This is a genomic window from Allobosea sp. P4_E12, from assembly GCF_056401655.1.
In genome coordinates, this window is sequence record NZ_JBFUIY010000010.1 from 94,995 (window position 1) to 119,859 (window position 24,865).

The window sequence follows — 24,865 nt, forward strand, 5'->3', positions numbered from 1 at the left end:
GAGGCCCGGTGAAGCGGGCTTTGGGACGAAGATGCTCGTCAAACGCGCAGTTATTCCGATCTGCAAAGCATGCGCGCCGTTCTGTGTCGCTTGTCGAAAGCGTATTCTTCTCATTAGAATAATTATAATAAATATTCGCGTGATAAATATCGTAATATTGTTGATGCGCTACGAAACAATGCTAGTCAGTCGCGCGGGCGCCGCCGCCTTGCTCTGAAACAATCGTAGTAGCCGTGTCAAAAGGACTGCCCATATTCTTGCTGTTGGGACTGCTCTGGTCTGTAGCCAGTGCGCTCGGTCTCGTTTCGCCCTTCCTGCTGCCTGGGCCGGTCGCGGTCATGGAGGCGGGACGTCAACTCATCGCCGATGGCTCCCTTGTCAGGCATGTGGCGATCAGCTTGCAGCGCGTGATCCTCGGCTATGGCCTTTCCGTCGCCACTGCCTTGCCCCTGGCTCTGCTGTTCGGTCTGCTGCCGCGGTTGCGCGCGCTGGTCGAGCCGGCGCTCGAATTCCTGCGCCAGGTTCCGCCGCTTGCGCTGCTGCCGCTGCTGATCCTGTGGCTCGGTATCGGCGAAGTGCAGAAGATCGGTGTGATCGTGCTCTCTTGCTTCTTTCCGATCTTCCTGGGAGCCCTTGGGGGGATTGCCCAGGCGGATCCGAAGCTCGTCGAGGTCGGCCGGGCTTGCGGCCTGAACAGCTCGGAAATTCTGCGTCGGATCGTTCTTCCAGCCTCGCTTCCGGCCCTCGTCGTCGGTCTGCGGATCGGGCTCGGCTACAGTTGGCGGGCTCTGGTCGGAGCCGAGCTGATCGCGTCGAGCTCGGGGCTCGGCTACATGATCATCGACGCCCAGAATCTTGCGCGCACCGACATTGTTCTCGTCGGGGTCTTTGTCATCGGCGTGCTCGGGCTGATCGCCGATGCCCTGGCCCGGGCCGCGATCCGCCGCAGCGCGCCGTGGCTGCGCTCCCATCTGGAGCTCGGCCGTGTTTGAGGCCCGCAATCTCGGTATGAACTATTCGGTGGCGGGGCGCAGCGTCGCCGCTCTCGAAGGCGTCGATCTCGATCTGCCGCGCGGCAGCTTCACAGCGATCGTGGGGCGCAGCGGCTGCGGCAAGACCACGTTGCTGCGTATCCTGGCCGGGCTTGCCGAGCCGACGTCCGGCACATTGAGTTTTGCTGGCGGCGGGCGCCCGCGCATCGGCTATGTCTTCCAGGAGCCGCGGCTGATGCCGTGGCTCAGCGTCGCGCGCAACGCCGGGTTCGGGCTCCGCGGCCGCATCCCGCAAGAGGTCATCGATCAGCGCGTCGGCGAAGCGTTGGCCCTCGTCGGGCTTTCGGGATTTGCAGAGGCAACGCCCGAGCAGCTCTCGGGCGGCATGGCGCAGCGGGTTGCGATTGCCCGCGCGCTCGTCCTCGAACCGGACCTTTTGCTCATGGACGAGCCCTTTGGCGCGCTCGACGCCTTCACACGCCGCACCATGCAGCAGGAGCTCGTCGAAATCTGGCGTAAGCGCCGGCCGACCGTCGTCTTCGTCACCCATGACGTCGAGGAGGCGGTTCTGCTTGGCGAGGCCATTGCCGAATTGTCGGTGGGCCGGCTCGTCGGTTTGCGCCGGGTCGATCTTCCCTACCCGCGAGACCCTACGGATCCCGCGCTGCTCGCCCATCGCCGTGCCGTGCTCGAGCGCCTGCTCGAAACGAGCAGGCATCCCTTACAGAAGGAGATTGTGTCGTGAAACTTCTGAAGCTGATCGCCCTTGCGGTCATCGTTGCGGCTGCACCTGCGATCTCGGTCCATGCTGCCGACAAGCCATCGAGCGTGCGCGTTACTTATGTGGCGTCACCCTTCAACGTTCCCTCCATTGTCATGCGCAAGAAGGGCTTTCTCGAGGAAGCTTTTGCGGCGGCGGGCATCAACAAGGTCGAGAATCCCGAGATCACCTCGGGCGCGGCGCAGATCCAGGCGCTTGCCGCCGGTGCGGTCGACATTGCCAGCGTACTGGGCGGGACCTCGGCCATTCTCGGGCGGGCGAACGGCATCGACCTCAAGGTGATTGCCGCCTATTCGCGTTCGCCCAAGGCCTTCTTCGTGATGACGACGGCGAACGGCCCTGCTTCGGTCAAGGATCTGAAGGGCAAGAGCGTGGGCGGCCCCAAGGGGACGACGCTGAACCAGCTCCTGGCCGCGGCGCTGGCCGCCAATGGCATGAAGCTCGGCGATGTCGAGTATCTCAACATGGATATCCCGGCGGCGCGGGCAGCCCTTCTGGCGGGCAAGGTTGATGCGGCCACGCTGGCCGGCGCCAATGCCCTGCAGGTCGAAGCTGCTGGCGGGCGCATCCTGGCGAGCGGCGAGGGGCTGATCGCTCCGACCTCGGTGATTGCTGTGCGAACAGCTTTTCTCCGGGACCATCCGGACCTAGTGCAGGCCTATCTCGCAGCTCACGGCAAGGCACTCGCGTTCATGAAGACCGATCCCGAGGAAGCCCTGAAGATCGCGGCCGAGGACCAGAAGATCTCGGTCGAGGACGCGCGCAAGCAACTGCCCTGGTATGATTTCACGCTCGCCATGACCGATGCCGATGTGAAGAACCTTGAAGCCGATCAATCCTTCATGATCGAGGCCGGCATGTTGCAGAAGACCATCGACATGCGCCGCGACCTCATCGATCCGATGGCGTTCAAACCGTGATCGACGCCATCCTCCTTGATTGCGAGCAGAGCGAGACCGGTGCCCAGGCCCTGATCACGGATCTCGCGCTCGGCCCGCGAATCGACCTCGTGCCGTTCTACGATCTCGAACGGACCGCGCTTTCCCGCACGCGCGGCCTGCTGCTCGGATTGCATTCGGACCAGCGCTATCTTGCCTCGCGCCGGGGACAGCTTGAAGCCTTCCTGGCCGGTGGCGGCACGATCGTCGTCTGCGGCCATATCGGGCACCCTTTCCTGGCCGAACTCTCGCGGTTCCAGCCGATCCCCGGCTATCGGGTCGACGATCTCGCGGTCAACCGAGAGGCGGAGCACCCGGTCTGGGCCGGCGTCGATCCTGCGGATCTCTCGAAGCGGCGCGGCGTGGCGGGCTTCTATGGGCGCGGTTCCAACCCGCCACCGCCCGGTGCGCGCATCATCAACAGCCTGGGACCGAGCCGGTCTCCGGTCGATTTCGATTGCCGGCCGGCGGTGGGAGGGCGGTTGCTGGTCCATGCCGGCGCGGATTTGTGGGGCTATTTCGGCTCGGGCAACAGCTCGGAGCGGATCATGCCGCAACTGTTCGACTGGATCGCCAAGCCATCGGAGGCAGCATGACACTCGCGGTGCTGGACGGCGGAACCTATTACCACCAGGAAGCAATCTATGGTCAGCGGCTCGGTGGTCGCTTCGACCGGACGATCTACGCGCCTGAACTGGCTGCGGCCGACCTTGCCGGCTGCGACGCCCTGATGGTGGCGGATCGCATTCATCCGGGCGTTCTGCGGGGCAAGCGCCCGATCCTCCTCGACTATCTGGCCGGTGGCGGCACCCTGATCGTGCTTGGCGAGAACAGCGCCCAGCAATGGGCGCCCGGCGTCTCATGGGAGTTCCGTCCGACCAATTTCTGGTGGTGGCTGGAGCAGGGTGCCGATCCCGGCCACCGCATCGTCGCGCCCGATCACGAACTTTTTCGCCATGTCGGGATGAAGGAGCTGGTCTGGCACTATCACGGCCTGCTGACGCCACCGCCGGGGGCGACCTCACTGGTGGACATCACGCCGGATGGCGACCCTCAGGGCAAGGGCGGCTCGATCCTCTACGACCACCGTCATGTTGGCGGTGGGGCCGGGCGCATGATCGTGACCACGCTCGACCCGTTCTACCATCATGGCAGCTTCTTCATGCCGGCGGCCTCGCGCTTTCTGGGCAAGCTGCTCGACTGGACGGATGAGGCGTTCCGAACCCCGGGATAGCACCCCAGCGAGAGAGACCCCGTACTCCGGTTCGATCCGTTACTTGCAAAATGATAGTAACTGGTCTAGCCGGAGTGAGCATGCAATCCAGGCCCGCTTCACTCTCCGAATGCCCCTGCGCGCGGACGGTCGAAACCGTCTGCGAATGGTGGAGCCTCCTGATCCTGCGCGATGCGTTCCGTGGGCTCACGCGCTTCGACGAGTTTCAGGCGAGTCTCGGCATTGCGCCCAATATGCTGGCTCGCCGTCTCAAGCATCTCACGCAGAGCGGCCTGTTCGAGCGGCGGCTCTATCGCGAGCGGCCAAAGCGATATGAGTACCTGCTGACCGCCAAGGGGCGGGACTTCTTCCCGGTGATTGCGGCAATGCTCGCCTGGGGCAACCGGCATCTCGCCCCCGAGGGCGTGTCCGTGCTGCTGGCAGGGCGCGTTTCCGGCCAGCCGCTCGAACCGATCCTGGTCGATGCCGCCAGCGCGACGCCGATCACGTCCGATAATGTCGCTCTCATTCCCGGTCCGCGAGCCAGCGAACAGATGCGCCGGCACATTGCCGCGCAGAGAGGTTTGCGACCGCTCTGTCCCTCTCACATCGAATAGGATCTGCCGATGCGCCGCGTCGTTGTAACCGGTATGGGCGTTGTCTCGCCCCTGGGCTGTGGAACCGAACTGACGTGGTCGCGGCTGCTCGCCGGCCGTTCCGGGCTGCGGCGCCTGCCCGACAGCATTGTCGAGACCCTGCCGGCCAAGGTTGCCGGTGCCGTGCCGACGAAGGCGGAGGACGCTGAGGGGGGCTTCGATCCCGACAGCGCTATTGCTCCCAAGGACCAGCGCAAGATGGATCGCTTCATTCAGTTCGCGCTGGTGGCGGCGAAGGAGGCGCTGGAGCAGGCCGGCTGGGCGCCGACCGATGACGTGCAGCGGGAGCGCACCGCGACGGTCATCGCCTCCGGCATTGGCGGCTTTCCCGCGATCGCCGAAGCGGTGCGCATCACCGATACGCGCGGTGTGCGACGGCTTTCGCCCTTCACGATCCCGTCCTTCCTGGTCAATCTTGCGGCTGGTCATGTCTCGATCGACCACGGCTTCAAGGGGCCGATCGGTGCGCCGGTCACGGCCTGCGCCGCTGGCGTGCAGGCGATCGGCGATGCGGCGCGGCTGATCCGGGCGGGAGAGGCCGATATCGCGCTCTGCGGCGGCGCCGAGGCCTGCATCGATCTTGTCGCGCTTGGTGGCTTTGCCGCGGCGCGTGCGCTCTCGACCGGCTTCAATGACGAGCCCGAGCGTGCCTCACGCCCCTTCGACCGGGACCGCGACGGTTTCGTCATGGGCGAGGGCGCCGGCATGCTGGTGATCGAGGCCCTGGAGCATGCGCAGGCGCGAGGGGCTGCGCCGCTGGCCGAGATCACTGGCTATGGCACCAGTGCCGATGCCTATCACATCACCTCAGGCCCGGAAGATGGTTCGGGCGCGCGGCGCGCCATGGAGATCGCCCTGAAACAGGCCGGCCTGCAGCCGCACGATATCCGTCATCTCAATGCGCACTCGACCTCGACGCCGGTCGGCGACCGAGGCGAATTGGCGGCAATCAGAGCGCTTTTCGGTTCGGAGCGCAGCATCGCGATCAGCGCCACCAAATCGGCGACGGGGCACCTGCTCGGCGCGGCCGGCGGCCTGGAAGCGATCTTCACCATCCTGGCGCTGCGCGACCAGATCGCGCCGCCGACGCTCAATCTCGACAATCCGGACGAGGATGCGGCGGGGCTCGATCTCGTGGCTAAGGAGGCCCGCCCGCTCCAGATGGAGCATGCCATCTCGAACGGTTTCGGCTTTGGCGGGGTGAATGCGAGCGCGGTATTCAGGCGCTGGCAGTAGCTCGCGTCAGCTCACAGCGGAATATTGTCGTGCTTGCGCCAGGGCCGCTCGACGTTTTTGGTTCTGAGCATGGCCAGGGCCCGGGCGATCCGGCGACGGGTCGAGTGCGGCATGATCACCTCGTCGACATAACCGCGCTCGGCGGCGACGAAGGGCGACATGAAGCGGTCCTCATATTCCTTGGTCTGGCGTGCGATGGTCTCGGCATCGCCGCCGCGGAAGATGATCTCCACCGCGCCCTTGGCGCCCATCACCGCGATCTGCGCCGTCGGCCAGGCATAGTTGACGTCGGCGCCGATATGTTTTGAGGCCATCACGTCATAGGCGCCGCCGAATGCCTTGCGGGTGATGACCGTGACCAGCGGTACCGTGCATTCGCTATAGGCGAAGAGCAGCTTGGCGCCGTGCTTGATCAGCCCGCCATATTCCTGCGCCGTGCCCGGCAGGAAGCCCGGCACGTCGACGAAGGTGACGATCGGGATCTCGAAGGCGTCGCAATAGCGCACGAAGCGGGCCGCCTTGCGGCTGGCATCGGAATCGAGCACGCCGGCGAGCACCATGGGCTGGTTGGCGACGACGCCGACGGTGCGGCCCTCGATGCGGCCGAATCCGGTGACGATATTGCCGGCATAGGCCGCCTGGATTTCGAAGAAGTCGCCCTCATCGAGCGTCTTCAGGATCAGTTCCTTGATGTCATAGGGTTTGTTCGGATTGTCGGGTACGAGCGTGTCGAGGCTCATGTCGACACGGTCCGGCACGTCGAAACTCGGCCATTCCGGGACGCCGACCGTGTTGTTGGCCGGCAGGAAGTCGATCAGCCGGCGCACCTGCAGCAGTGCCTCGACATCGTTCTCGAAGGAGCCGTCGGCCACCGAGGATTTCGAGGTGTGGACCTTGGCCCCGCCCAGCTCCTCGGACGTGACGGTCTCGTTGGTGACGGTCTTCACCACCTCCGGGCCGGTGACGAACATGTAGCTGGTGTCGCGGACCATGAAGATGAAGTCGGTCATCGCCGGGGAATAGACGTCGCCGCCAGCGCAGGGGCCCATGATCACCGAGATCTGGGGAATGACGCCCGAGGCCGTGACATTGCGCTTGAAGACCTCGCCATAGCCGCCGAGCGCCGCGACGCCTTCCTGGATGCGGGCGCCGCCCGCGTCGAACAGGCCGACGATCGGGGCCCGCATCTTCAGCGCCATGTCCTGGATCTTGGTGATCTTCTGGGCATGTGTTTCGGAGAGCGAGCCGCCGAAGACGGTGAAGTCCTTGGAGAAGACGAAGACGGTGCGCCCATTGACGGTGCCCCAGCCAGTGACGACGCCGTCACCCGGGATCTTCTCACCCTTCTCCATGCCGAAATCGACGCAGCGGTGCTGCACGAACATGTCGAATTCTTCGAAGGAGCCGTGATCGAGCAGGAGTTCGATACGCTCGCGAGCGGTCAGCTTGCCGCGCTTGTGCTGCGCCTCGATGCGCCTGTCGCCGCCACCCTTGCGCGCGCCCTCGCGGCGGGATTCAAGCTGCTCGAGAATGTCCTTCATGGAAATGCCCCGTCGCCGGTCAGAACGCCTGCGTTCCGGCTTAAGGGGCGAAGGCCATGCTGTCCATCAGCCGTTCGTTCGGGCTTGCGCTATCCGTGTTGGAGCAGAAGCACGGCCGCCGCGAATTCCTGGCGGCGGATCGTTCGCCTGGCGGCGGCGTCCTCATCCTGTCCCCAGATCTCGATCTGATAGTCCTCGTCGAGATGGGCGGCAGTCCATGCCTGCTCTTCGTCCAGCCGTCCGTCGGCGAGGGCCAGCATGAGAATGGCCGAGCCTGAAAGTGTCATCACATTATGCGCTCCGGCGAGCGCCAGAGGCGCGGAGAGATCGGCAACACGCCGGGCGACGGCGTCGAGCAAGCCGGCCGGTTGCGCGGCAAACATCACGCCCTCAGTGAGGGTGAAGCGTGCGTCGAGGGCGGCCTCGGTGCCGGCGATGATCGGGTCCCAGACATCACGCTGGCGCTCGACCAGATTGTCCGGTTCGCTGGCGCGATAGCAGAGCGCGTCGCTGCCGGCATAGCGTACGATCTCGGCGCGCACGGCTTCATGCTGGTCGGACACGCCATCGAGCGCGGAATTGACCAGTCGTGTCAGCGGCATGACGGCGGGGTCGATCCGCTCGCCCTGCGCCTGCCATTCCGCGGCGAGTGCCTCGGCGACCGGGCGCGAGGTGATGGCCAAGGGATTCCGGGCCGGGGTCCGGGCCGTCCGGCCATCGAGCCCGACATGGAAGAGCCCGTCGCGTTCGAGCACACCAGCGGTTTCGTAGAAGCGCTTGGGCAGGGCGTTGCGCATCGCGCTTTGCGCCGCGGCAACGGGATCGGGCTGAGGCGAGCCGGGCGCACCGAACCGCTGGAGAAATGCATCTGTCGACATGCGGGTCCCATAGCGCATTCGGCGCAGGCGGGAAACGGTCCTGGCGCCGGTTGACGTTAGGAGGAGCGTGCTCTAAACGCCCGTCCTCCCGCGCCTATGCGCGCGGAAATGAACGTGTTGGAGAATGTCATGTTTGAGAGTGCGGGAACCCGGTGACGTTTCGCTTCGGCGGAACGTGATGCAGCGCCGGGTCTGAAATGCAGCATTCGATGCCTGCATCGGGCTCAGGCGCTTGTCATGGTTTCATGCACAGGCTCTACAAACATGAATATCTCCAGGGGCGAGCAGCGCGTGCTGCACGTGCTGGCCCAGGGCGGGCATATCCGTCACCATCGCGGCGATGATGGCCGCATCCACCATGTCGACTGCTTCACCCATGAGGGCTACGTGTTGACCAACTGCACGCTCGAGCTTTTCGGGAGCCTCAGGCGCAAGCGGATGATCGAATCGAGGCAGGGGCGGCCCTATCGCATCTCGCGACAGGGCCGGCTCGCAGTGAGGTCTCAGGCCGACAACCGGTGAGACCAAGGGGAGGGCCCGTCATGGGCCCTCCCGCTCTCGCGAGAACCGAGGACGCAACATGATCATCCGCGATGAGCAGCCCGCTGACATTCCCACAATCCAGGCGCTCATTACCGACGCCTTCAAGGACGTTTCCCACAGCAACCAGACGGAGGCCGCGATCGTCGATGGCTTGCGCCGTGGCGGTATGCTGGCCTTGTCCCTTGTCGCCTCCGATGGCGACGCCCTGCTCGGCCATGTCGCCTTCTCCCCGGTCATGATCGGCGGGCAGGAGCTTGGCTGGTTTGGTCTCGGGCCTCTGGCTGTTCGGCCGGACATGCAGGGGAGAGGCATAGGGGAGGCTCTGGCGCGCGCGGGGCTCGACAGGCTGAAGACGGCCGGTGCGAAGGGCTGCGTCCTGCTGGGGGCGCCGGGTTATTATGGTCGCTTCGGTTTCGCTGCGGACCCCCGACTCTGGCTTGCCGATGTGCCGCAGGAGTATTTCCTGGTGCTTGGCTTTGGCGGCCCGCTACCGGCGGGTGAAGTCCGCTACCACGCGGCGTTCGACGCAGGCGAAGCCTGAGGAGCACGAGCCCGGGTCCTGCGGCTGCGCATGCGTCAGAATCAGGTTGCCCGGATCCGGCCCAGGAACTGCGCGACCTCGGTACCGAGATGCGCGGATTGGGCGGCCAGCCTGTCGGCGGATTCGGCTATGAAGGCCGCTGCCTGACCGGTTTCCGCGGCCACCTTGCTGACGAATTCGATATTGCCGGAGGCCGCGATAGTCTCGTGTGCTGCAGCCTCGATGTTGCGGGCAATCCCCGAGGTGGCTGCGTTCTGCTGTTCGACGACGGTCGCGACTGCCGCCGAAATCTCATTGAGCGAGCCGATGGTCGTGTTCATCGTGTCGATGGCGCGGACGGCTTCACCGCTCGAGTTGCGGATCGCTTCGATCTGGCGCTGGATATCGTCTGTTGCCAGCGAGGTCTGGTGGGCCAGCGCCTTGACCTCCTGGGCCACGACCGCAAAGCCACTGCTGGAATGACCGAAGCGAGCGGCCTCGATCGCGGCATTGAGGGCCAGCAGGTTTGTCTGCGCCGCAATCGTCGAGATCATGCCGACGATGGTGCCGACATTGTCGGCCTTCGTCGAAAGCTCATTGACCGTCGTCAGCACCGTCTGCGCGTTTGTCGTGGTTGAGCCGACGATACGCGTGGTCTCGGCAACCTGCTTGTCTATTTTCCCTGATCGAGGCCGCAAGCTCGCTGGTCGCCTGTGTCAGGGCGATCACGTTCGAAGAGGTGTGAAGCGAGGAGGCCGAGGCGGCCTTCGAGCGTTCGGCGACCTGTGTGGCGCCGCTCATCATTTGCTGGGCGGCGGCACTGACCGTCTGCACGGATGAGATCACATCCCGTGCGATGCCGGCGATCTTGCTCGCGGTCAACGAAGATAGGGCCGTGCAACGACACGTGGATGATGCAGAATCTTCCCTTTCCAGGTGGCAAACGCCGCTGGAGCGGACCGGGCCTCAGGTCCCGAACCTGTCGCGCCAGGCGGGCTTGGCTCCGGCAAAGGGAAGGGCGGTTGCAGCGTGGACGCCGCGCGCGACGGCTCGAGCGAGGACGTCGGCGGCGGTCGCGCAGAGTTCTGCCAGGGCGAAGGCATCGGACGGCGCGCCGCTATGACCGGTTGCCGCGGCAAAGACGACGTCCCCGTCGAGCGGCGCATGGACCGGCCTGAGCGCCCGGGCCAAGCCATCATGCGCCGCAAGCGCCAGCCGCTTCGCCTGCGATTTGGTCAGTGCCGCGTCGGTCGCGACGAGTGCGATCGTGGTGTTCTGTCCGGCCCCGCCCTTGAAGCGCAGTCCGAGATCATCGGGCGAGATCATGGAAGGCCAGCCGAGGCCGCCGAACTCACTCGCTTGCTCATAGGGGGCGGCCCAGAAGCAAGGCCCGTCGCCGATCGTGGCACTGCCAACGGCGTTGACGGCGACGAGCGCGCCCACGATCTGACCGGTGGCGGCGCGCGCGCTGGCCGAGCCGAGCCCCCCCTTGAGCGTAGCGGTGGTCGCACCGTAGCCAGCGCCGGCGCTTCCGAGAAAAAACTCAGTGCCGACATTCTCTGCTGCCGCCCGCGCCAGCGCCCGATAAGGGGCCTCTGCGCCATTGCCCTTGGCCCAGCCCTTGTCGCCGCCATTCAGGAGATCGAACAGGATCGCCTGCGGCACGATCGGCACGCGCATGCCGCCGACGGGGAAGCCGCGACCGTTTGCGGCGAGCGTCGCCATGACCCCGTCGGCTGCGGCCAGCCCCCAGGCGGAACCGCCGGAGAGGACGATGGCGTCAACATGCTCGACAGTCATTTCCGGTTCCAGCAATGCGGTATCGCGGGTGCCGGGAGCGCCGCCGAGAATGGCCACCGAGGCTACGGTGGGGCGGTCAAACAGGGCGACGGTGACGCCGGTCGCTGCGGCAATATCCTGGGCTTGCCCGACGAGCAGGCCGCGAACATCGGTGATCAGGTTGCGCATCACGAGGGAATGACACCGGGGGGCGTGGGGGAACTTCGCGCTCGCTGGCGCGTCATCGCTACATTACGATCTTTTCATGCTTGCGCCATCGCAGGGTCAGGGGCGCGAGGTCAGCCTTGCCATGATCGCGAACCGGCTTCGAGACCCGCCAGCGACCTGACCTTGTCGATACGACAAACGGAGACCCAGGATGAAACGCATCGCACTTATCGCAGCTTCGTCGGCAGCCGCCCTGGCTGCGACGTTCGCGGTCGCGCAGCCGCAGCCGGTTCCACCTGCCGGCGGCTCCGGATCCTCGCGTGACATGACGCAGCAGGAGCGTACCGACCAGCGCGACCAGCGCCGCACCGAGCAGATGGAAGCCCGCATGAAGGAGCGGCTCGAACGCGCGCAGACACGCATGAACGAGCGCTTTGCCAAATTGCGCGCCGATATGAAGCTCAAGCCCGAGCAGGTCCCGTTGTTCGATGCGGTCGAGAACACGGTGAAGAAGGGCATGGAGCAGCGTCGTCAGGGCTTTGCGGCCATGCGCGAGCAGCGCGAGAATTTCCGCCACGCCGATATCATGGAGCGCCTGGACGCGATGGCCAGCCGTCAGGCCGCACGTGCCACGCGCAGCAAGGAGCTCGCGGATGCCGTTCGTCCGCTCTGGTCTACCTTGAGCGACGAACAGAAGACGGTGGCGCGCCGGGCTGTGCGCGAAGCATTCTCCGAGGGGCGCGCCCGCATGGAGCGGATGGGGGAGAACATGCGCGATCGCTGGCAGGATCGACGCGGCGGCCGGGATCGCGACGGTGACGATCGCGGCTCGCGTCGCGGCCGCTACCATAGCGACGACGACAACAACTGATCGCAGCGCGATCGCCTTCACCAGGCGGCTCCTCGGAGCCGCCTTTTTCTGTGCTGCTGCCGGTGGGGGCGGTCCGGGTGACGATGCGGAAGAGCTGGATTGCGAAGGTTGAGGCGACCGCGGTCATGAAAAACGGGAGTTTACCATAATCCTTCAAATTGAGTTCATTTTTGAGCGCCTAGGGTCCTCTCAGTAAATCTCGTGAGAGGGGCGTCTCATGAAGGCTCAATCGTCAAACTGGCTGATGAGGATTTTCATCGCCTTCGTTTTCATACTCTGCCTGTTCGGCCCGTATGGTCTTTCGATCCTGATCGGCTGCGTCGGGCTGGGCTGCTATTTCTTTCGCGACGAGGTCGGGTCGCATCTCTGACGAAGGATCATCCGGCAGCGCCGCAGCCATCTGGGCGTGCTTCATAGAGGGGCGGCTCCTGCGGGCCGCCCCTTTTGCTGTTTTGCTCAGGCCTTGCGGCCAATCCTGCAACGCTGAACCGGAGCCTGTATTAGCTCCTCCGCTTCAATACCGCGGGATCAAACATGTTGATCCCGCGCAAGGTTGAGATAGCTTCCATGCGGGGTCTGGGGTTTGGGGCAACGCATGAGAGACGCCGTGGTTCTTCGCGTTCTTGCCTCGGCCGGGTTGACGTCCCTGTCCTTGTTCTGCCCAGGCTTTGGTCGTGCGGAGGAAGTCGTTCCGGCGTTCCAGGCGGATTTCGAGACAGCCTGCATCGCGGCCGAGGACTGGAAGATCTCGTCGCTGCTGGACAAATCCGTTCGTGCCGATCGTATCCGATGCGTCGGCGAACGGGGGGCCGGAGATGGCGGGCGCGTCCTCAGCGTTACCGTCAAGCCGGGCGATGCCTATGATCCCGATCCTGGCTCTTCGGCGACGGAGCGCGCCGAGATCCAGATGACGCGCGAGCTCATCCGCTTCGATACCACGACCTGGTACAGCTTTCAGTTCCGTGTCGAGGCCCCGTGGCTGACACGAAAGAACCGCACCGTCATCCAGCAGATCAAGCAGAATATCGATCCGCGCTACGAGAAGGGCAGGGGCGGAGAAGAGATCTGCGATCCCGGCAATCCGCTTTTCAAGATCGAGGTGGATTCGGACGGCAAGACTCCGGTCTTCCGCGCGAAGAGTGCTGGCACCGAGACATGTGGCGACAGCGTCGGGCAGGTCCATTTCTGTGGCGACTGGCCAATCGCCCCGGGCCATTGGCACCGGGTCAATGTTTCGATACGGCCGAGCCAGAAGGCCGGTGAGAGCCATCTGCAGCTCTGGCTCGATGGGCGCGCCTGCCCAGCCTATCGCGGCGTACTCGGATATCCGCGCTACGGCATGACGAAGGCAGGCAAGCCGGTCATCGACGCGCAGCCGCGCTTCGGCATCTATCGCGATGCTTTGCCCGATGTCTCGCAGACCATCCAGTTCAATGACATCGCCTTCTGGACCCGGAGCCCCGCCGGACATCCGGCGTGGGGCGGTATCGATATCCCATCGGAGTGAAGGCGTTGCTTGGGGAAGACGTCTGACCGGTACGCGCAAGACCCAGTACATGCGTCGTGCGCGCCCGTCTGGGCAGGCCGCGGGACGCACCTGCCGAGGGCTCGAAATGAAAAGGGCGGCTCCGAAGAGCCGCCCTTTTCTGATTCCGATCGGAGCTTCGCAGCCCGAGCCTGCAATGCAGGATCAGCGCGAGTAGAACTCGATGACCAGGTTCGGTTCCATCTGCACCGCGTAAGGCACGTCCGACAGGGTCGGGGTGCGGGTGTAGGTGGCCGAGAACTTGGTGTGGTCGGCATCGATGTAGTCCGGCACGTCGCGCTCGGCGAGCGCAGCCGATTCGATCACGATGGCGAGCTGGCGGGAGGATTCCTTCACCGCAATCACGTCACCCGGCTTGACCTGGTAGGACGCGATGTTGACGCGCTTGCCGTTGACCGTGACGTGGCCGTGGTTGACGAACTGGCGAGCAGCAAACACCGTCGGGACGAACTTGGCGCGGTAGATCACCGCGTCGAGACGGCGCTCGAGCAGGCCGACGAGGTTCTCACCCGAGTCGCCTTTCAGGCGGATCGCCTCGGCGTAGTAACGACGGAACTGCTTCTCGGAGATCGAGCCGTAATAGCCCTTCAGCTTCTGCTTGGCGCGCAGCTGCGTGCCGAAGTCCGACGGCTTGCCCTTGCGGCGCTGGCCGTGCTGGCCGGGGCCGTATTCACGACGGTTGACCGGGGACTTCGGGCGGCCCCAGATGTTCTGACCGAGGCGGCGGTCAATCTTGTATTTCGCCTCATGACGCTTCGACATATCGCGTGTCCTCTAGGTTCGCGAGTTGAGGACCGCGCCCTCCTGTCCCCGTTTCCAGGGCGACAGATCCGGCTCTCGACGAGCGGATCACGGGTGCGGAAAAAGCCACGCGGGCCCTGATGGACCCGCGCGACGAGAGCCCTATAGGCGCAGGAGCCCCCGCAAGTCAAATCCCTTGGGGCTATGCCTGGGGATCGCTGCTCAGTTCATCAGTGGAAATGGCTCGATCAGGACCTGGGACAGCCCGTAGCCCGCGAGGGCAATGCGCAGCGGTCCGCTGATGCAGGCCCCGCTCGTGAAGATCGCCGGTGCGTCGCCAGCCGCGCTGAACGGTGGGGGCGCCGCAGGGCCCAGTAATTGGGAAATCCGCCGGGCGATGGCCGGGGCAGGATCGATCCAGCTGACGGACCACGGTGCCACCCGGCGCATGCGTTCGAGCAGCAGTGGATAATGCGTGCAGGAGAGGGTGATCACGTCGGTCCGTACGCTGTCGCGTTCGACGAAGCAGGGTTCGAGTTCCGCAAGGATTGCCGCGTCGTCGACCGTTTCACCCTTGAGCGCGGCTTCGGCGAGGCCGGCGAGGCCGGTCGAGCCGACCAGCGTGACCTCGCAGCGCGCCGCATAGGCCTCGATCAGGCCGCGCGTATAGTCGCGGGCGACGGTTCCAGGCGTCGCCAGGACCGAGATCAGGCCGCTGCGGGTGGTCTCGGCTGCTGGCTTGATCGCCGGGACGGTGCCGACGAAGGGGATGGTAAAGCGGGCGCGCAGCGCCGGCAGCACCAGAGTCGAGGCGGTGTTGCAGGCGATCACCACAAGATCAGGATGACAGCGCGCGATCAGCCGCTCCATGACCTGCAGGACGCGGTCGACGAGTTCCGCCTCGCTGAGCCGGCCATAGGGGAAGCCGGCGTCATCGGCGGCGTAGACGATGCGCGCGTCCGGGCGGGCGCGCGTGGTTTCGGCTAGCACTGTCAGGCCGCCGAGCCCGGAATCGAAGACCAGAATGGTGGGTTGGCGGCGTGGCATCACGGCTGCGCCATAGGCTGTTCCGGCCAGAAGATCGACCTGCATGCGTCGGCGCCTGCACAGGAGATGGATGAGCGCTTCATTGGGCCAGAGCCCGGTTAAGGAGTGGTCAAGGAACTCCTGGCCGCCATGATTCAATTTAATTGACTCTGTCCACTAATTGGCGCGACCCTGATCCCCGGAGATCATCATGGCCGCCAAAGACAGCCCCGCGATCGCTGCGATCCGACGCTTCAACCGCTTCCACACGCGCTGGATTGGAGCACTTGGTGGCAGCCTGCACGGCTCCGGTTTCGCGTTGGTCGAGTCGCGCGTGCTCTATGAGTTGGCTCAACGTGACGATTGGCTCGCAAGCGAGCTGGCACGCGAGCTTGCCCTCGATCCCGCCTATCTCTCCCGCATCCTCAAGGGCTTTGCTGCTGCCGGCTGGCTGAGACGCGAGCGTTCTCCCGACGACGGGCGGGCTTCGCACCTGCTGCTGACGCGAGAGGGGCATGACGCCTTTCGGCCGCTGGATGAAGCGTCGCGCGACCAGGCCGACTCGATTCTGGCGCGGCTCGGACAGGCTGAACAGGCGGATCTGGTCGAGGCGCTGGGAACCGCCGAGCGGCTATTGTCTGGAGCCTGCGAGCGGAAGTGGCAACCGCTCATCCGCGAGCACAGACCCGGCGATATCGGTTGGGTGATATCGGCGCATGGCCGGCTCTATGCGGAAGACTACGGCTGGGACATCAGCTTCGAAGCGCTGGTCGCGGAGATCGCGGCGAAATTCCTGCGGGACTTCGTGCCTGGCAAGGAGCGCTGCTTCATTGCGGAGCTGGACGGGATGCCCGTGGGCTCGGCCTTCGTAGTTCGAGAGTCGGACGAGGTCGCCAAACTTCGGCTCGTGCTGGTCGAGAAACGCGGGCAGGGGCTCGGCCTCGGCAAGGCGCTGGTGCAGGAGGCGGTCGGCTTCGCGCAATCGGCTGGTTATCGGCGCATGATCCTGTGGACCAATGATATCCTGCACGCTGCGCGTGGTATCTATCTTGCCGCCGGCTTCAGGCTCATCGCCGAGGAGGCGCACCATTCCTTCGGGCAGGATCTGGTGGGGCAGAACTGGGAGCTGGAACTGGGACGCTAAGCCTTCAGCCGCGCCACGGCCGCCGCCGCCGCCCGCCCCGCCAAGGTCGCGCCGCCGACCGTCATCGCACCGCCGCCGGCCGTCGCCTCGCCCGCGATCCAGATGCGACCGCCGATCGGCTCGGCAAGCCTGTCCCGGGCCGCCTCGAAGCCGGGGCGGCATACCGAATAGGAGCCATGCGAGAACGGATCGGTCCACCAGGCGGGGAATGACACGCCGGTGACGGCCTTGCGAAAGCTCGCGCCGACCATCTTGGCCAAAAGCTCGGTCACATGATCCCGTGCGGCGGCGGTTCCCGCGCGGGAAAGGTCGCGCGCATAGTCCCCGCCGCAATAGGCGATGACGATGTCCTTGTCGTCCGGGAAGAGGTCGACATTCATCATCGCCTTGGGTGAACCGGCTTCAAGATAGCTCATGCCGGGCTTGATGCCGAAGCGATCACCCTCGACCTTGAGCGCGATCTTGGTGAGGGCGCCCATGCCGATTCCATTCAGGGCGTCGCGGGTTCGGGCAGGCAGTGCAGGCGTGAAGCGAATGTCGCCGGCCTTCAGAACGCCGACCGGCACGGTGACGATGCAGGCGCGTGCCTTCAGCGTTCCCGAGCGCGTCGTGATCTCGACGCCGGGCCCGTCCCAGCGAATGGCTTCGACCGGTTCGCCAAGGCGGATATCGAGCCCTTCGCCATGGCGCGCGACAAGATTGCCGTAGCCCGAAGGGACGACGAAATCGTCGCCGCTCCACAGGCGTTGGTAGTCGCGCGCCGAGATGCGATCGGATTCCTCCCCGATCGAGAGCAGCAACCCGGAGGTGGCGACGGGCGTCATATCCGGGCCGAGGTCTCCGAGCAGCTCGGCAACCGAGAGATCGCGCTTCGAGATATCGACGGTTTCGAGCTTGCGGTCGATTTGCCTGAAGGCACCGCGCCGTTTGACCCGCTCGGCATCCGACATCGGTTGCCCGTTGGCGAAAACCTGGAAGCCGCCGCCCCAGGATTCATTCGGCGTCGGGATACCGAGATCGGCGGCGATCTTCACCCAGGGATTTCGCTCCGCCCAGTGGATGAACATCGCGCCGGCGTCGTAGGCGGCGCCAAGCGAGGTGTCGGTGAAGGCACGGCCACCGACCCGGTTGCGGGCCTCGATGATCACGACCTGGCGTCCCGCCGCTTTCAGTTCGCGTGCGGCTGCGATTCCGGCTGCGCCTGCGCCGATGACGACGACATCGAGATCGCCGGCCAAGACAGGGCCGGGCGCGCCCGCAGCGGCTGCGGCGAGCGCAGTTGAGCCCGTGAGAAAGGTCCGGCGGTCGAGCATCATCAACAATGTCCGCAGCGGTCTGGCGCCATGATGCGCGACTGCTTGTGCGTTGCAATACGCAACCTGCTTTGCGGCCGGATCACGGCAATCACGAGATCGGGAGGAGGGCGCGAGCGGGGCTGAGTTCCGGGGGGATGTCTGCAGTATAGAATACATATAAATTAGAACGCTTCTCCATTGGATGGATTCTATTGTTACTTCCTTGATTGAGAATCGATTGACAGAATTCGACTCTATTTCTATCGAGTGCTGGCTTTACTGAATTGATAAAGCTTAGTTTTCAGCAATTTTAAACTGCAGGCTGCGCATCCAATGCATTGGCAGCGCCGGCAGGGGCGGGGTTCTGACTATGGGTGGGCATTCTGGCGGGCTGCGTTGCGGCGTGGCGCTTGGCGTTCTTGTGTTGATGACAGCGTCACAAGCTGGTGCACAGCAGCGTGTTCAGGCCGCACAGCAGCCGGTTTTTCCTCAATCGGCCGAGGGACCCGTCGTTCTGGACACCATTACCGTGCAGGGGGAGGGAATCAGTGGTGCGCCGCTGATCGCCGGGCCGACGACGACCCGCACGACCCGCGAAGAACTCGACAGGCAGCAGGTCCAGAGCATTTCCGACCTGGCCAACCGGGTCGAAGCGGGCATCAGCTTCAATCGCCAGAATAACAGCATCAATATTCGTGGTCTCGATGGCCCGCGCGTGCTGACCACGGTCGACGGCATCAGGCAGCCGTTCCTGACCGACACCCGGATCGATCGCAGTTCGACCAACGCCTTCGACTTCGATGCGTTGTCCACGCTCGACCTGCTGCGCGGCGGCAGCGGCGCCAGCGTGCTCGGCTCCGGGGCTCTGGGGGGCGTGCTTGCCGTCCGAACGCTCGACCCCAAGGACCTGATCAAGGGCGGCCGCCAGTTCGGTGCGCTCGCAAAGACCGGCTATGACAGTACCGACGAGGCCTGGTTCGGCAGTGCCGCAGTCGCGGCGCGGCTCCAGCAGACCTATTTCCTGCTCCAGGGTAGTTTCCGCGACGGGCATGAAACAGGCAACAGGGGGACGATCGACAGCATCGGACCGACCCGGACGATGCCGAACCCGACGGATTTCACGCAATACGGGCTGCTCGCGAAGATCCAGCACTATGTCGACGATGTGCACCGGTTCGGCATTACCGGCGAGTTGTTCAAGCGCGAGGACAAGGTCAACGTCCTCACCTCGACCGTGTCGCCCACCGGCAATTTCCGCCCGGGAAACTATGACACCGGCGAGGATGTCGAGCGTCAGCGCGTCTCGCTGACCTATGATTACAAGCTGCCGGGTGGCTTCCTCGACGAGGCCCACGCCAATCTCTACTGGCAGAACGTCAAGCGTAACGCGCTGGTCTCAGCCTACCGCTTCACCAGCGTCATCGGTCCCTATACCCGCAACAACGAAACCGAGCAGGAGGCCTTCGGCTTCAACGGCCATGTCGTGAAGAGCTTCCAGACTGGCATCTTCTCGCACGGCATCACGCTCGGCACCGAACTGCGCAGGACGACGCTGAACCAGTATTCGGCCGGTGTCGACAATTGCCGCCGCCCCTATACCGGCGCCTTCACCGCCTGCAACAACCTGCACACCAATCAGGCCGACCAGCCGAAGGTCGACGGCAATGCGATCGGCGTTTTCGCGTATGACGAGATCGGCATGCTCGACAACCGCCTGCGCCTCACGCCCGGTGTTCGGTTCGACTGGTATGAGGAGAAGCCGCAGAACACGCCGGCCTACACCAATGGCGGCTCCAGCCCGGTCGGCTTGCCGCCGTCCTCCAGTGACAGCGCCTGGTCGCCGCGGGTGCGGCTTGAATACGACGTCCTCAAGGACGCCGGCATGTTCAAGGATGTTACAGCTTTCGCGCAGTGGTCGAAGGGTTTTCGCGCGCCGACTGCAAGTGAGCTCTATGGCCGCTTCGGGGCGGTTGGGACCTATCTGCGCATCGGCGATCCCACGCTGCGCCCTGAAACCAGCAACGGCATCGATGTCGGCTTCCGCTTCGGTGACCGGGCCTTCGGTGGTTCGGTGACATATTTTCACACCAATTACCGCAACTTCATCGAGACCGTGCAGATCGCGCCGCCGAATGCACTCTATCCGCAGGGCGGCATTCAGGGGCCGCGGAACGTCGCGCGGGCCGAGATCCAGGGCGTCGAGGCGAATTTCCAGTATGCCTTCGCCGAGAACTGGCTGGCGCGCGGCTCCTTCGCCTATACCCGGGGTCAGAACAAGGACACCGACACGTTCCTGAACTCGATTCCGCCGATGCAGGGTATCGTCGCAATCGCCTATGGAACAGACATCTGGGGCGCCGAGGTCTCGACCAAGCTCGCTGCCGCACGTGACGACGTCGCTGCAACGACCGGCACGAATGCCGGTTTCAAGGCTCCGGGCTATGCGCTCTTCAATGCTTCGGCGTGGTGGCGGCCGACGAAGCTCGCCGATATCGAGCTGCAGGTCGGCGTCTACAACATCTTCGACCGCAAGTACTTCGATGCGGTCAACGTTCCGACGGGCACGCTTGCCCAGGCGCGCGACTACTACACCGAGCCGGGCCGCACGGTGAAGGCGACGTTGAAGTACCAGTTCTAGAGTCACCCCGCGGGCGGAGTAACAAGAAGGGCCGGGCAGGGATGCTCCGGCCCTTCCGGTTCGTCACGAAGGGGAACGTCTATTCGCCCTCGGGGGCTTTCACCGGGCGCGGATGTCGGGGCCCCTCCGCCAGGGATTTGAACACGCCGCGCAGGGTGCGCGCCTCCTGCTCGGTCATCTCCAGGCGATGCAGGATGTCGCGCAGATTGGCGGTCATGACCGGCTTCTTGCCGGGCGGGAAGAAGCCGCAGCGCTCGAGTTCGCCTTCGAGATAGCCGAACATCGAAAACACCGTCTCACGAGTCGCGGGCGGGGAGGGATTGTTCTCGCGGAAGGGCGGCTCGCCATCCGTCGTCTTGAACCACTCGTAGCCGGCCAGCAGCACGGCCTGCGCGAGATTGAGCGAGGCGAAGGCCGGGTTGACGGGAAAGGTCAGGATCGCGTCGGCGAGCGAGATCTCTTCATTGGTCAGGCCGATGCGCTCGCGACCGAACAGGATGCCGACGCGCTCGCCGCCGCCGACACGCTCGGCCAGGGACGGCATCACCTCGGCTGGCGTGAAGACGCGCTTCATCTGGCCGCGTTCGCGGGCGGTGGTGGCGAGCACATGATTGAGATCGGCCGTCGCGGCGGCGGCGTCAGGGTAGAGCCGGGCATTCTCGAGGATATGGGTCGCACCGGAGGCTGCGGCGGTTGCACCCTTCTTGAGGCCTCCACCGGCGGGCCAGCCATCGCGAGGGGCCACGAGTCGCATCTCGGAAAGGCCGAAATTCGCCATGGCGCGAGCGCACATGCCGATGTTCTCGGCCATTTGCGGTTCGACCAGAATGATGACCGGGGCGGGGGTTCGCGTGGCGGGGCGGGTGCGGTCAGTGCCTGAGCCGGTCATCGGGTACTCTGTGATATCGGTCTCGCCCGGTTCTGGGACCGGGCTCGAAAGCCCGATCCTATCAGCCTGCGGCAAGAGCGGCGTCAAGCGCTACGGCGCAGGCCAAAGCCGAACCCGGCCTCCACCTTGGTGTCCATCCTGCGCTGCTGCGGTATCCGTTCTTCCTTGATCCGGAAGCTGGAGACGAGGCCGTTCAAGCGCTGGATCTGGCCGGTGAGCGAGCTGGCCGACGCGGCGCTCTCCTCGGCGAGGGCTGCGTTCTGCTGGGTCATCTCGTCCATATGGGCGACGGTCTGGCTCATCTCATCGATGCCGTTGGCCTGCTCGGCCGAGGCTGCGGAGATGTCTGAGACAGTGGCGGAGACCTTTTTCGAGGCTTCGACAATCTTTCCGAGCGCCTCGCCGGCCGAACGGACCAGTCCGACACCTTGTGCGACCTCGACACCCGATTCGCTGATCAGCGAGGTGATGTCCTTGGCCGCTTCCGAGGAGCGCTGGGCCAGGGTGCGGACCTCCGAGGCGACCACCGCAAAACCCTTGCCGGCATCGCCGGCGCGGGCTGCCTCGACGGCTGCGTTGAGCGCAAGCAGGTTCGTCTGGAAGGCGATCTCGTCGATCACCGACGTGATATCCGAGATCTTGCGCGAGGCCTGCTCGATCCGCGCCATCGCGGCGACGGCATCGGTGACGATCGCACCGCCCTTCTCTGCAACTTCGGTCGCCTCGTTGGCCAGCAGAACGGCCTGGCGGGACGACAAGGCCGATGCCTTGACGGATGCGGCGAGCTCTTCCGTCGTCGCGGCGGTTTCCTCGAGCGAGGAGGCCTGCTCCTCGGTGCGCTTCGAGAGGTCGTCGGCGCCCATATTGATCTCGCGTGCGGCATTGGCGACGTCGACCGAGGTCGTCTGGATCGTCGCGACGGTCTCGGAGAGGCGGTTCACCGCGCGGTTGAAGTCGTCGCGGAGCTTGAGATAGTCGGCTGCGACATTGTCGTCGATGCGGTAGGTCAGATCGCCCTGAGCGAGCATTTCCAGGCCAGCGGCGAGCAGCCCGACGACATGCTGCTGTTCCCTAGCGAGCATCGCCCGCTCGGCCTCGACGCGCTGGCGCTCTGCCTCGTTGCGGCGACGCTCTGCATCGGTCAGGCGTTCCTGCTCGGTGGTCTGAGCTTCGAGCCGGCGCATCTCGAGGCCGTTTTCTTTAAAAATCAGCACGGCCCGGGCCATTTCGCCGACTTCATCGCGACGCGTCTGGCCCTCGATCTCGGCATCGAAATCGCTGGCGGCGAGCCGCTCCATCGTGCCCTTCAACCGGGCCAAGGGGCCGGTGATGCTCTTCGCCGACATCCACATCGCACCACCCAGGCCAATCAACAGGCCAAGCAGGCTGCCGCCGATGACAATGGCGATGGTGCGCTTAGTCTCCGAGCTCAACCTTGCGCTGGTCGTCTCGGTATCCTTTCCGAGCATGTTGTTGAAATCGGTGATGTTGCGGACGACCGCGGTGAGCTTGCCGTCGAGTTCGTCCATCACGGCCAACGCCCGTTCGTTTTCGTCATTGGCGCCGTAATAGAGGGCGCGATCGACGCCCACCTTGATGTCGGTGACCTGCTTGGTCAGGGCATCGTATTCGGCGGCCCGCTCCGGAAGGTGGGACTGTCCCTCCTTCAGCAGTTCGAGCGCCTGACCATAGGAGCGCTGCAACTGGCTCTGGGCATTGCGCGCACCATCCGTCTCGCGAGGATAGGCAATGACCTTGTAGGCCTGAGCCAGAATATCATTTGCGGCGCGCGCCGAACGGGCTGTGGCAAGCGTCGCCTTGCTGCGCGAATTGATCAGCTCGGAATAAGTGCTGTCGACTTTGCTCAACTGCACGCTGCCAAGAATCGTCGCGGCCACGCCAATCAACCCGACAATCAGCATCGCAGCTGCGATCTTGATGCTGATACGAATATTACCTAACGTCATGCTGATCGGCCCTCGAAGCGCTCGCAACAGCTGGAGCTGCGCAGCTCCGTGGCATTTCGGCGTTAAGAAAGCTGAAATTGATCGATCGGCGCGCGTTTGTTTTCTGTACGAGACCTTTGGAGGCGGGGTCCGGCCATGAGCCGCGCAAGTATTCCTGCGGCCTGAACTGCATGGCCGGCGCCCTGTTTTGGTCCTTTCGGGCCCCGCCGGGACCCCGAAACGGCAGGGGAGCGCCTCAGCGCTCCGCCGCCGCCTCCACAGCACGCATCACGCGAAGCATGTTGCCGCCCGCGAGCTTCTCCAGGTTCTCTTCCGACCAGCCACGGCGAATCAATTCGGCGATCAGGGCCGGGAAGGTCGAGTTGTCCTCCAGTCCTTCCGGCGCGGTGCCGCCGAAGAAGTCCGAGCCAATGCCGATATGGTCGTAGCCGATGCGCTTGGCGAGATAGTCGAGATGGTCGCAATACTGCGCCAGCGTCGCCGTCGGGCGCGGGCCGGATTTGGCGACGATCTCTGCCTCGGCCTTCTTGTAGTCCATGCCGTCCGGTGTCTTGCCGTACTGGTCCTTGGCGGGACGGTGCCAGTCGCGCGAGGCCTGGTTGATGAAGTCAGGCACGAAGGTCGCCATGACGATGCCGTTGTTCCCGGCGACGCGATCGAGCACATCGTCAGGCACGTTGCGGGGGTGGTCGCAGAGCGTGAACGCGTTCGAATGGGACCAGACGAGCGGCGCATTGCTGACGTCGAGCGCATCATGCATCACCTTCGGCGAGACATGGGCCAGGTCGACGATCATGCCGAGCCTGTTCATGCGACGGACCACGTCCTTGCCGAAGGCGGAAAGCCCGTTATGGCGCGGGGCATCGGTCGCCGAATCGCACCAGTCATGCGTGCCGTTATGGCAGAGCGTCATCAGGCGCACGCCAAGGGCTGAATAAGCATCGAGGGCGTCGAGCTCGTTGTCTATCGCCGAGCCGTTCTCGATCGTCATGAACAGGGCGATCCTGCCCTCGGCCTTCGCAGCCTCGACATCGGCGGCGGAGAGGCCCGCGCGGAAGACCTTCGGATGCTTCGCTAGTACATTCTGCATCAGCGCGATCTGGGCCAGCGCGAAGCCGGCGGGCTTCGGGTGGTTCGGCGGGACATAGGCTGCGAAGAACTGGCCCGCAAGCTTGCCCGCCTGCATGCGCGGAATGTCGGTGTCGGTCTCGGGATGGACCTTGGTCAGGTCATAGGCCGCGACATCGCCCTTCGCCTTGGCATCGAGCCGGATCACATAGGGCAGGTCGTTATGGCCGTCGATCAGCGGAGCGCGCTCGAGCAGAGCGAGCGCCGCGGCATAGGCATTGTCCTGGACTGGAGTTTTGGCGAGGGCCATGGCGCACCTTGGAGGGGATTCGAAACGGTGGGGATCGTGGCAGGGCTTTGCAGGCGAGGCGAGGGGCGATGACGCATGCCGGCTCGCTGTCTGGTGCGTGCGGCGTCAGGCCCGAGCCTGACCCG

Annotated in this window: 25 protein-coding genes; 13 read left to right on the top strand and 12 right to left on the bottom strand. The window is 64.7% G+C overall.

Going from position 1 to position 24,865, the window contains the following annotated elements; translation table 11 throughout:
• Positions 1 to 257: 257 nt before the first annotated feature.
• The 7 genes from AC1DW9_RS14880 (at position 258) to fabF (ending at position 5,816) form a co-directional block, all read left to right on the top strand.
• On the top strand, positions 258 to 992 hold the full coding sequence (locus AC1DW9_RS14880) for an ABC transporter permease (RefSeq protein ID WP_441491483.1): 735 nt from the start codon (positions 258 to 260) through the stop codon (positions 990 to 992).
• On the top strand, positions 985 to 1,737 hold the full coding sequence (locus AC1DW9_RS14885) for an ABC transporter ATP-binding protein (RefSeq protein WP_441491482.1): 753 nt from the start codon (positions 985 to 987) through the stop codon (positions 1,735 to 1,737). Before AC1DW9_RS14880 ends, AC1DW9_RS14885 begins: the two co-directional genes overlap by 8 nt.
• On the top strand, positions 1,734 to 2,693 hold the full coding sequence (locus tag AC1DW9_RS14890) for an ABC transporter substrate-binding protein (protein WP_476775887.1): 960 nt from the start codon (positions 1,734 to 1,736) through the stop codon (positions 2,691 to 2,693). Before AC1DW9_RS14885 ends, AC1DW9_RS14890 begins: the two co-directional genes overlap by 4 nt.
• Positions 2,690 to 3,307: a hypothetical protein gene (locus AC1DW9_RS14895; protein WP_441491480.1), complete on the top strand. Its 618-nt coding sequence runs from the start codon at positions 2,690 to 2,692 to the stop codon at positions 3,305 to 3,307. The genes AC1DW9_RS14890 and AC1DW9_RS14895 overlap by 4 nt, the downstream gene beginning before the upstream one ends.
• Complete coding sequence (locus tag AC1DW9_RS14900; RefSeq protein WP_441491479.1) at positions 3,304 to 3,945, top strand: hypothetical protein; 642 nt, start codon at positions 3,304 to 3,306, stop codon at positions 3,943 to 3,945. Before AC1DW9_RS14895 ends, AC1DW9_RS14900 begins: the two co-directional genes overlap by 4 nt.
• 80 nt (positions 3,946 to 4,025) lie before the next feature.
• Positions 4,026 to 4,541, top strand: a complete 516-nt coding sequence (locus AC1DW9_RS14905; protein WP_441491478.1) for a winged helix-turn-helix transcriptional regulator — start codon at positions 4,026 to 4,028, stop codon at positions 4,539 to 4,541.
• A gap of 9 nt (positions 4,542 to 4,550) precedes the next feature.
• Positions 4,551 to 5,816: a beta-ketoacyl-ACP synthase II gene (gene fabF, locus AC1DW9_RS14910; RefSeq protein WP_476775888.1), complete on the top strand. Its 1,266-nt coding sequence runs from the start codon at positions 4,551 to 4,553 to the stop codon at positions 5,814 to 5,816.
• An 11-nt stretch (positions 5,817 to 5,827) separates the two neighbouring features.
• Here fabF and AC1DW9_RS14915 read toward each other — a convergent pair whose 3' ends face one another.
• On the bottom strand, positions 5,828 to 7,357 hold the full coding sequence (locus AC1DW9_RS14915; RefSeq protein WP_441491476.1) for an acyl-CoA carboxylase subunit beta: 1,530 nt from the start codon (positions 7,355 to 7,357) through the stop codon (positions 5,828 to 5,830).
• A gap of 89 nt (positions 7,358 to 7,446) precedes the next feature.
• Positions 7,447 to 8,235 carry an ATP12 family chaperone protein gene (locus AC1DW9_RS14920; RefSeq protein ID WP_476775889.1) on the bottom strand — a complete coding sequence of 263 codons (789 nt, stop codon included), beginning with the start codon at positions 8,233 to 8,235 and terminating at the stop codon, positions 7,447 to 7,449.
• Between the two features lie 264 nt (positions 8,236 to 8,499).
• Here AC1DW9_RS14920 and AC1DW9_RS14925 point away from each other — a divergent pair, with 264 nt between their 5' ends.
• Positions 8,500 to 8,757, top strand: coding sequence for a YjhX family toxin (locus tag AC1DW9_RS14925; RefSeq protein ID WP_441491474.1), 258 nt, complete (start codon positions 8,500 to 8,502; stop codon positions 8,755 to 8,757).
• Positions 8,758 to 8,815: 58 nt separating this feature from the next.
• Entirely contained in the window at positions 8,816 to 9,319 is a 504-nt protein-coding gene (locus AC1DW9_RS14930) for a GNAT family N-acetyltransferase (protein ID WP_476775890.1), read from the top strand.
• A gap of 41 nt (positions 9,320 to 9,360) precedes the next feature.
• Here the strand turns inward: AC1DW9_RS14930 and AC1DW9_RS14935 are convergent, their stop codons facing one another.
• The 3 genes from AC1DW9_RS14935 to AC1DW9_RS14945 form a co-directional block, all read right to left on the bottom strand.
• Positions 9,361 to 9,912, bottom strand: coding sequence for a methyl-accepting chemotaxis protein (locus AC1DW9_RS14935; RefSeq protein ID WP_476775891.1), 552 nt, complete (start codon positions 9,910 to 9,912; stop codon positions 9,361 to 9,363).
• Positions 9,893 to 10,180 (bottom strand): hypothetical protein, encoded by a 288-nt coding sequence (locus tag AC1DW9_RS14940; protein ID WP_476775892.1) that lies wholly within the window; start codon positions 10,178 to 10,180, stop codon positions 9,893 to 9,895. The genes AC1DW9_RS14935 and AC1DW9_RS14940 overlap by 20 nt, the downstream gene beginning before the upstream one ends.
• Positions 10,181 to 10,264: 84 nt before the next feature.
• Complete coding sequence (locus tag AC1DW9_RS14945; RefSeq protein ID WP_441491472.1) at positions 10,265 to 11,266, bottom strand: P1 family peptidase; 1,002 nt, start codon at positions 11,264 to 11,266, stop codon at positions 10,265 to 10,267.
• 190 nt (positions 11,267 to 11,456) lie between these two features.
• Here AC1DW9_RS14945 and AC1DW9_RS14950 point away from each other — a divergent pair, with 190 nt between their 5' ends.
• The gene (locus tag AC1DW9_RS14950) at positions 11,457 to 12,116 is read left to right on the top strand and encodes a Spy/CpxP family protein refolding chaperone (RefSeq protein ID WP_476775893.1); all 660 of its coding nucleotides are present in this window, start codon (positions 11,457 to 11,459) and stop codon (positions 12,114 to 12,116) included.
• A gap of 232 nt (positions 12,117 to 12,348) precedes the next feature.
• Here AC1DW9_RS14950 and AC1DW9_RS14955 read toward each other — a convergent pair whose 3' ends face one another.
• Complete coding sequence (locus AC1DW9_RS14955) at positions 12,349 to 12,531, bottom strand: hypothetical protein (protein WP_441491470.1); 183 nt, start codon at positions 12,529 to 12,531, stop codon at positions 12,349 to 12,351.
• Between the two features lie 192 nt (positions 12,532 to 12,723).
• Between AC1DW9_RS14955 and AC1DW9_RS14960 the strand changes: the two genes are divergently transcribed.
• Positions 12,724 to 13,623: a heparin lyase I family protein gene (locus AC1DW9_RS14960; protein ID WP_441491469.1), complete on the top strand. Its 900-nt coding sequence runs from the start codon at positions 12,724 to 12,726 to the stop codon at positions 13,621 to 13,623.
• Between the two features lie 183 nt (positions 13,624 to 13,806).
• On the opposite strand, the gene rpsD is transcribed toward AC1DW9_RS14960, so the two are convergent.
• Positions 13,807 to 14,424, bottom strand: coding sequence for a 30S ribosomal protein S4 (gene rpsD / locus AC1DW9_RS14965; RefSeq protein ID WP_043237713.1), 618 nt, complete (start codon positions 14,422 to 14,424; stop codon positions 13,807 to 13,809).
• A 201-nt stretch (positions 14,425 to 14,625) separates the two neighbouring features.
• Positions 14,626 to 15,495 carry a glutamate racemase gene (murI, locus tag AC1DW9_RS14970; RefSeq protein WP_476775894.1) on the bottom strand — a complete coding sequence of 290 codons (870 nt, stop codon included), beginning with the start codon at positions 15,493 to 15,495 and terminating at the stop codon, positions 14,626 to 14,628.
• Positions 15,496 to 15,640: 145 nt separating this feature from the next.
• Between murI and AC1DW9_RS14975 the strand changes: the two genes are divergently transcribed.
• On the top strand, positions 15,641 to 16,573 hold the full coding sequence (locus tag AC1DW9_RS14975; RefSeq protein ID WP_476775895.1) for a bifunctional helix-turn-helix transcriptional regulator/GNAT family N-acetyltransferase: 933 nt from the start codon (positions 15,641 to 15,643) through the stop codon (positions 16,571 to 16,573).
• On the opposite strand, the gene AC1DW9_RS14980 is transcribed toward AC1DW9_RS14975, so the two are convergent.
• Positions 16,570 to 17,889 carry a flavin monoamine oxidase family protein gene (locus AC1DW9_RS14980; protein WP_476775896.1) on the bottom strand — a complete coding sequence of 440 codons (1,320 nt, stop codon included), beginning with the start codon at positions 17,887 to 17,889 and terminating at the stop codon, positions 16,570 to 16,572. The genes AC1DW9_RS14975 and AC1DW9_RS14980 overlap by 4 nt on opposite strands.
• 406 nt (positions 17,890 to 18,295) lie before the next feature.
• Here AC1DW9_RS14980 and AC1DW9_RS14985 point away from each other — a divergent pair, with 406 nt between their 5' ends.
• Positions 18,296 to 20,506, top strand: a complete 2,211-nt coding sequence (locus AC1DW9_RS14985) for a TonB-dependent hemoglobin/transferrin/lactoferrin family receptor (RefSeq protein ID WP_476775897.1) — start codon at positions 18,296 to 18,298, stop codon at positions 20,504 to 20,506.
• Positions 20,507 to 20,585: 79 nt separating this feature from the next.
• On the opposite strand, the gene AC1DW9_RS14990 is transcribed toward AC1DW9_RS14985, so the two are convergent.
• The 3 genes from AC1DW9_RS14990 to AC1DW9_RS15000 all read right to left on the bottom strand — a co-directional run bounded on the left by AC1DW9_RS14990 (position 20,586) and on the right by AC1DW9_RS15000 (position 24,740).
• On the bottom strand, positions 20,586 to 21,395 hold the full coding sequence (locus AC1DW9_RS14990; RefSeq protein ID WP_476775898.1) for an RNA methyltransferase: 810 nt from the start codon (positions 21,393 to 21,395) through the stop codon (positions 20,586 to 20,588).
• Positions 21,396 to 21,478: 83 nt separating this feature from the next.
• On the bottom strand, positions 21,479 to 23,362 hold the full coding sequence (locus AC1DW9_RS14995; protein WP_441506206.1) for a methyl-accepting chemotaxis protein: 1,884 nt from the start codon (positions 23,360 to 23,362) through the stop codon (positions 21,479 to 21,481).
• Between the two features lie 235 nt (positions 23,363 to 23,597).
• Entirely contained in the window at positions 23,598 to 24,740 is a 1,143-nt protein-coding gene (locus tag AC1DW9_RS15000) for a dipeptidase (protein WP_476775899.1), read from the bottom strand.
• Positions 24,741 to 24,865: the final 125 nt, after the last annotated feature.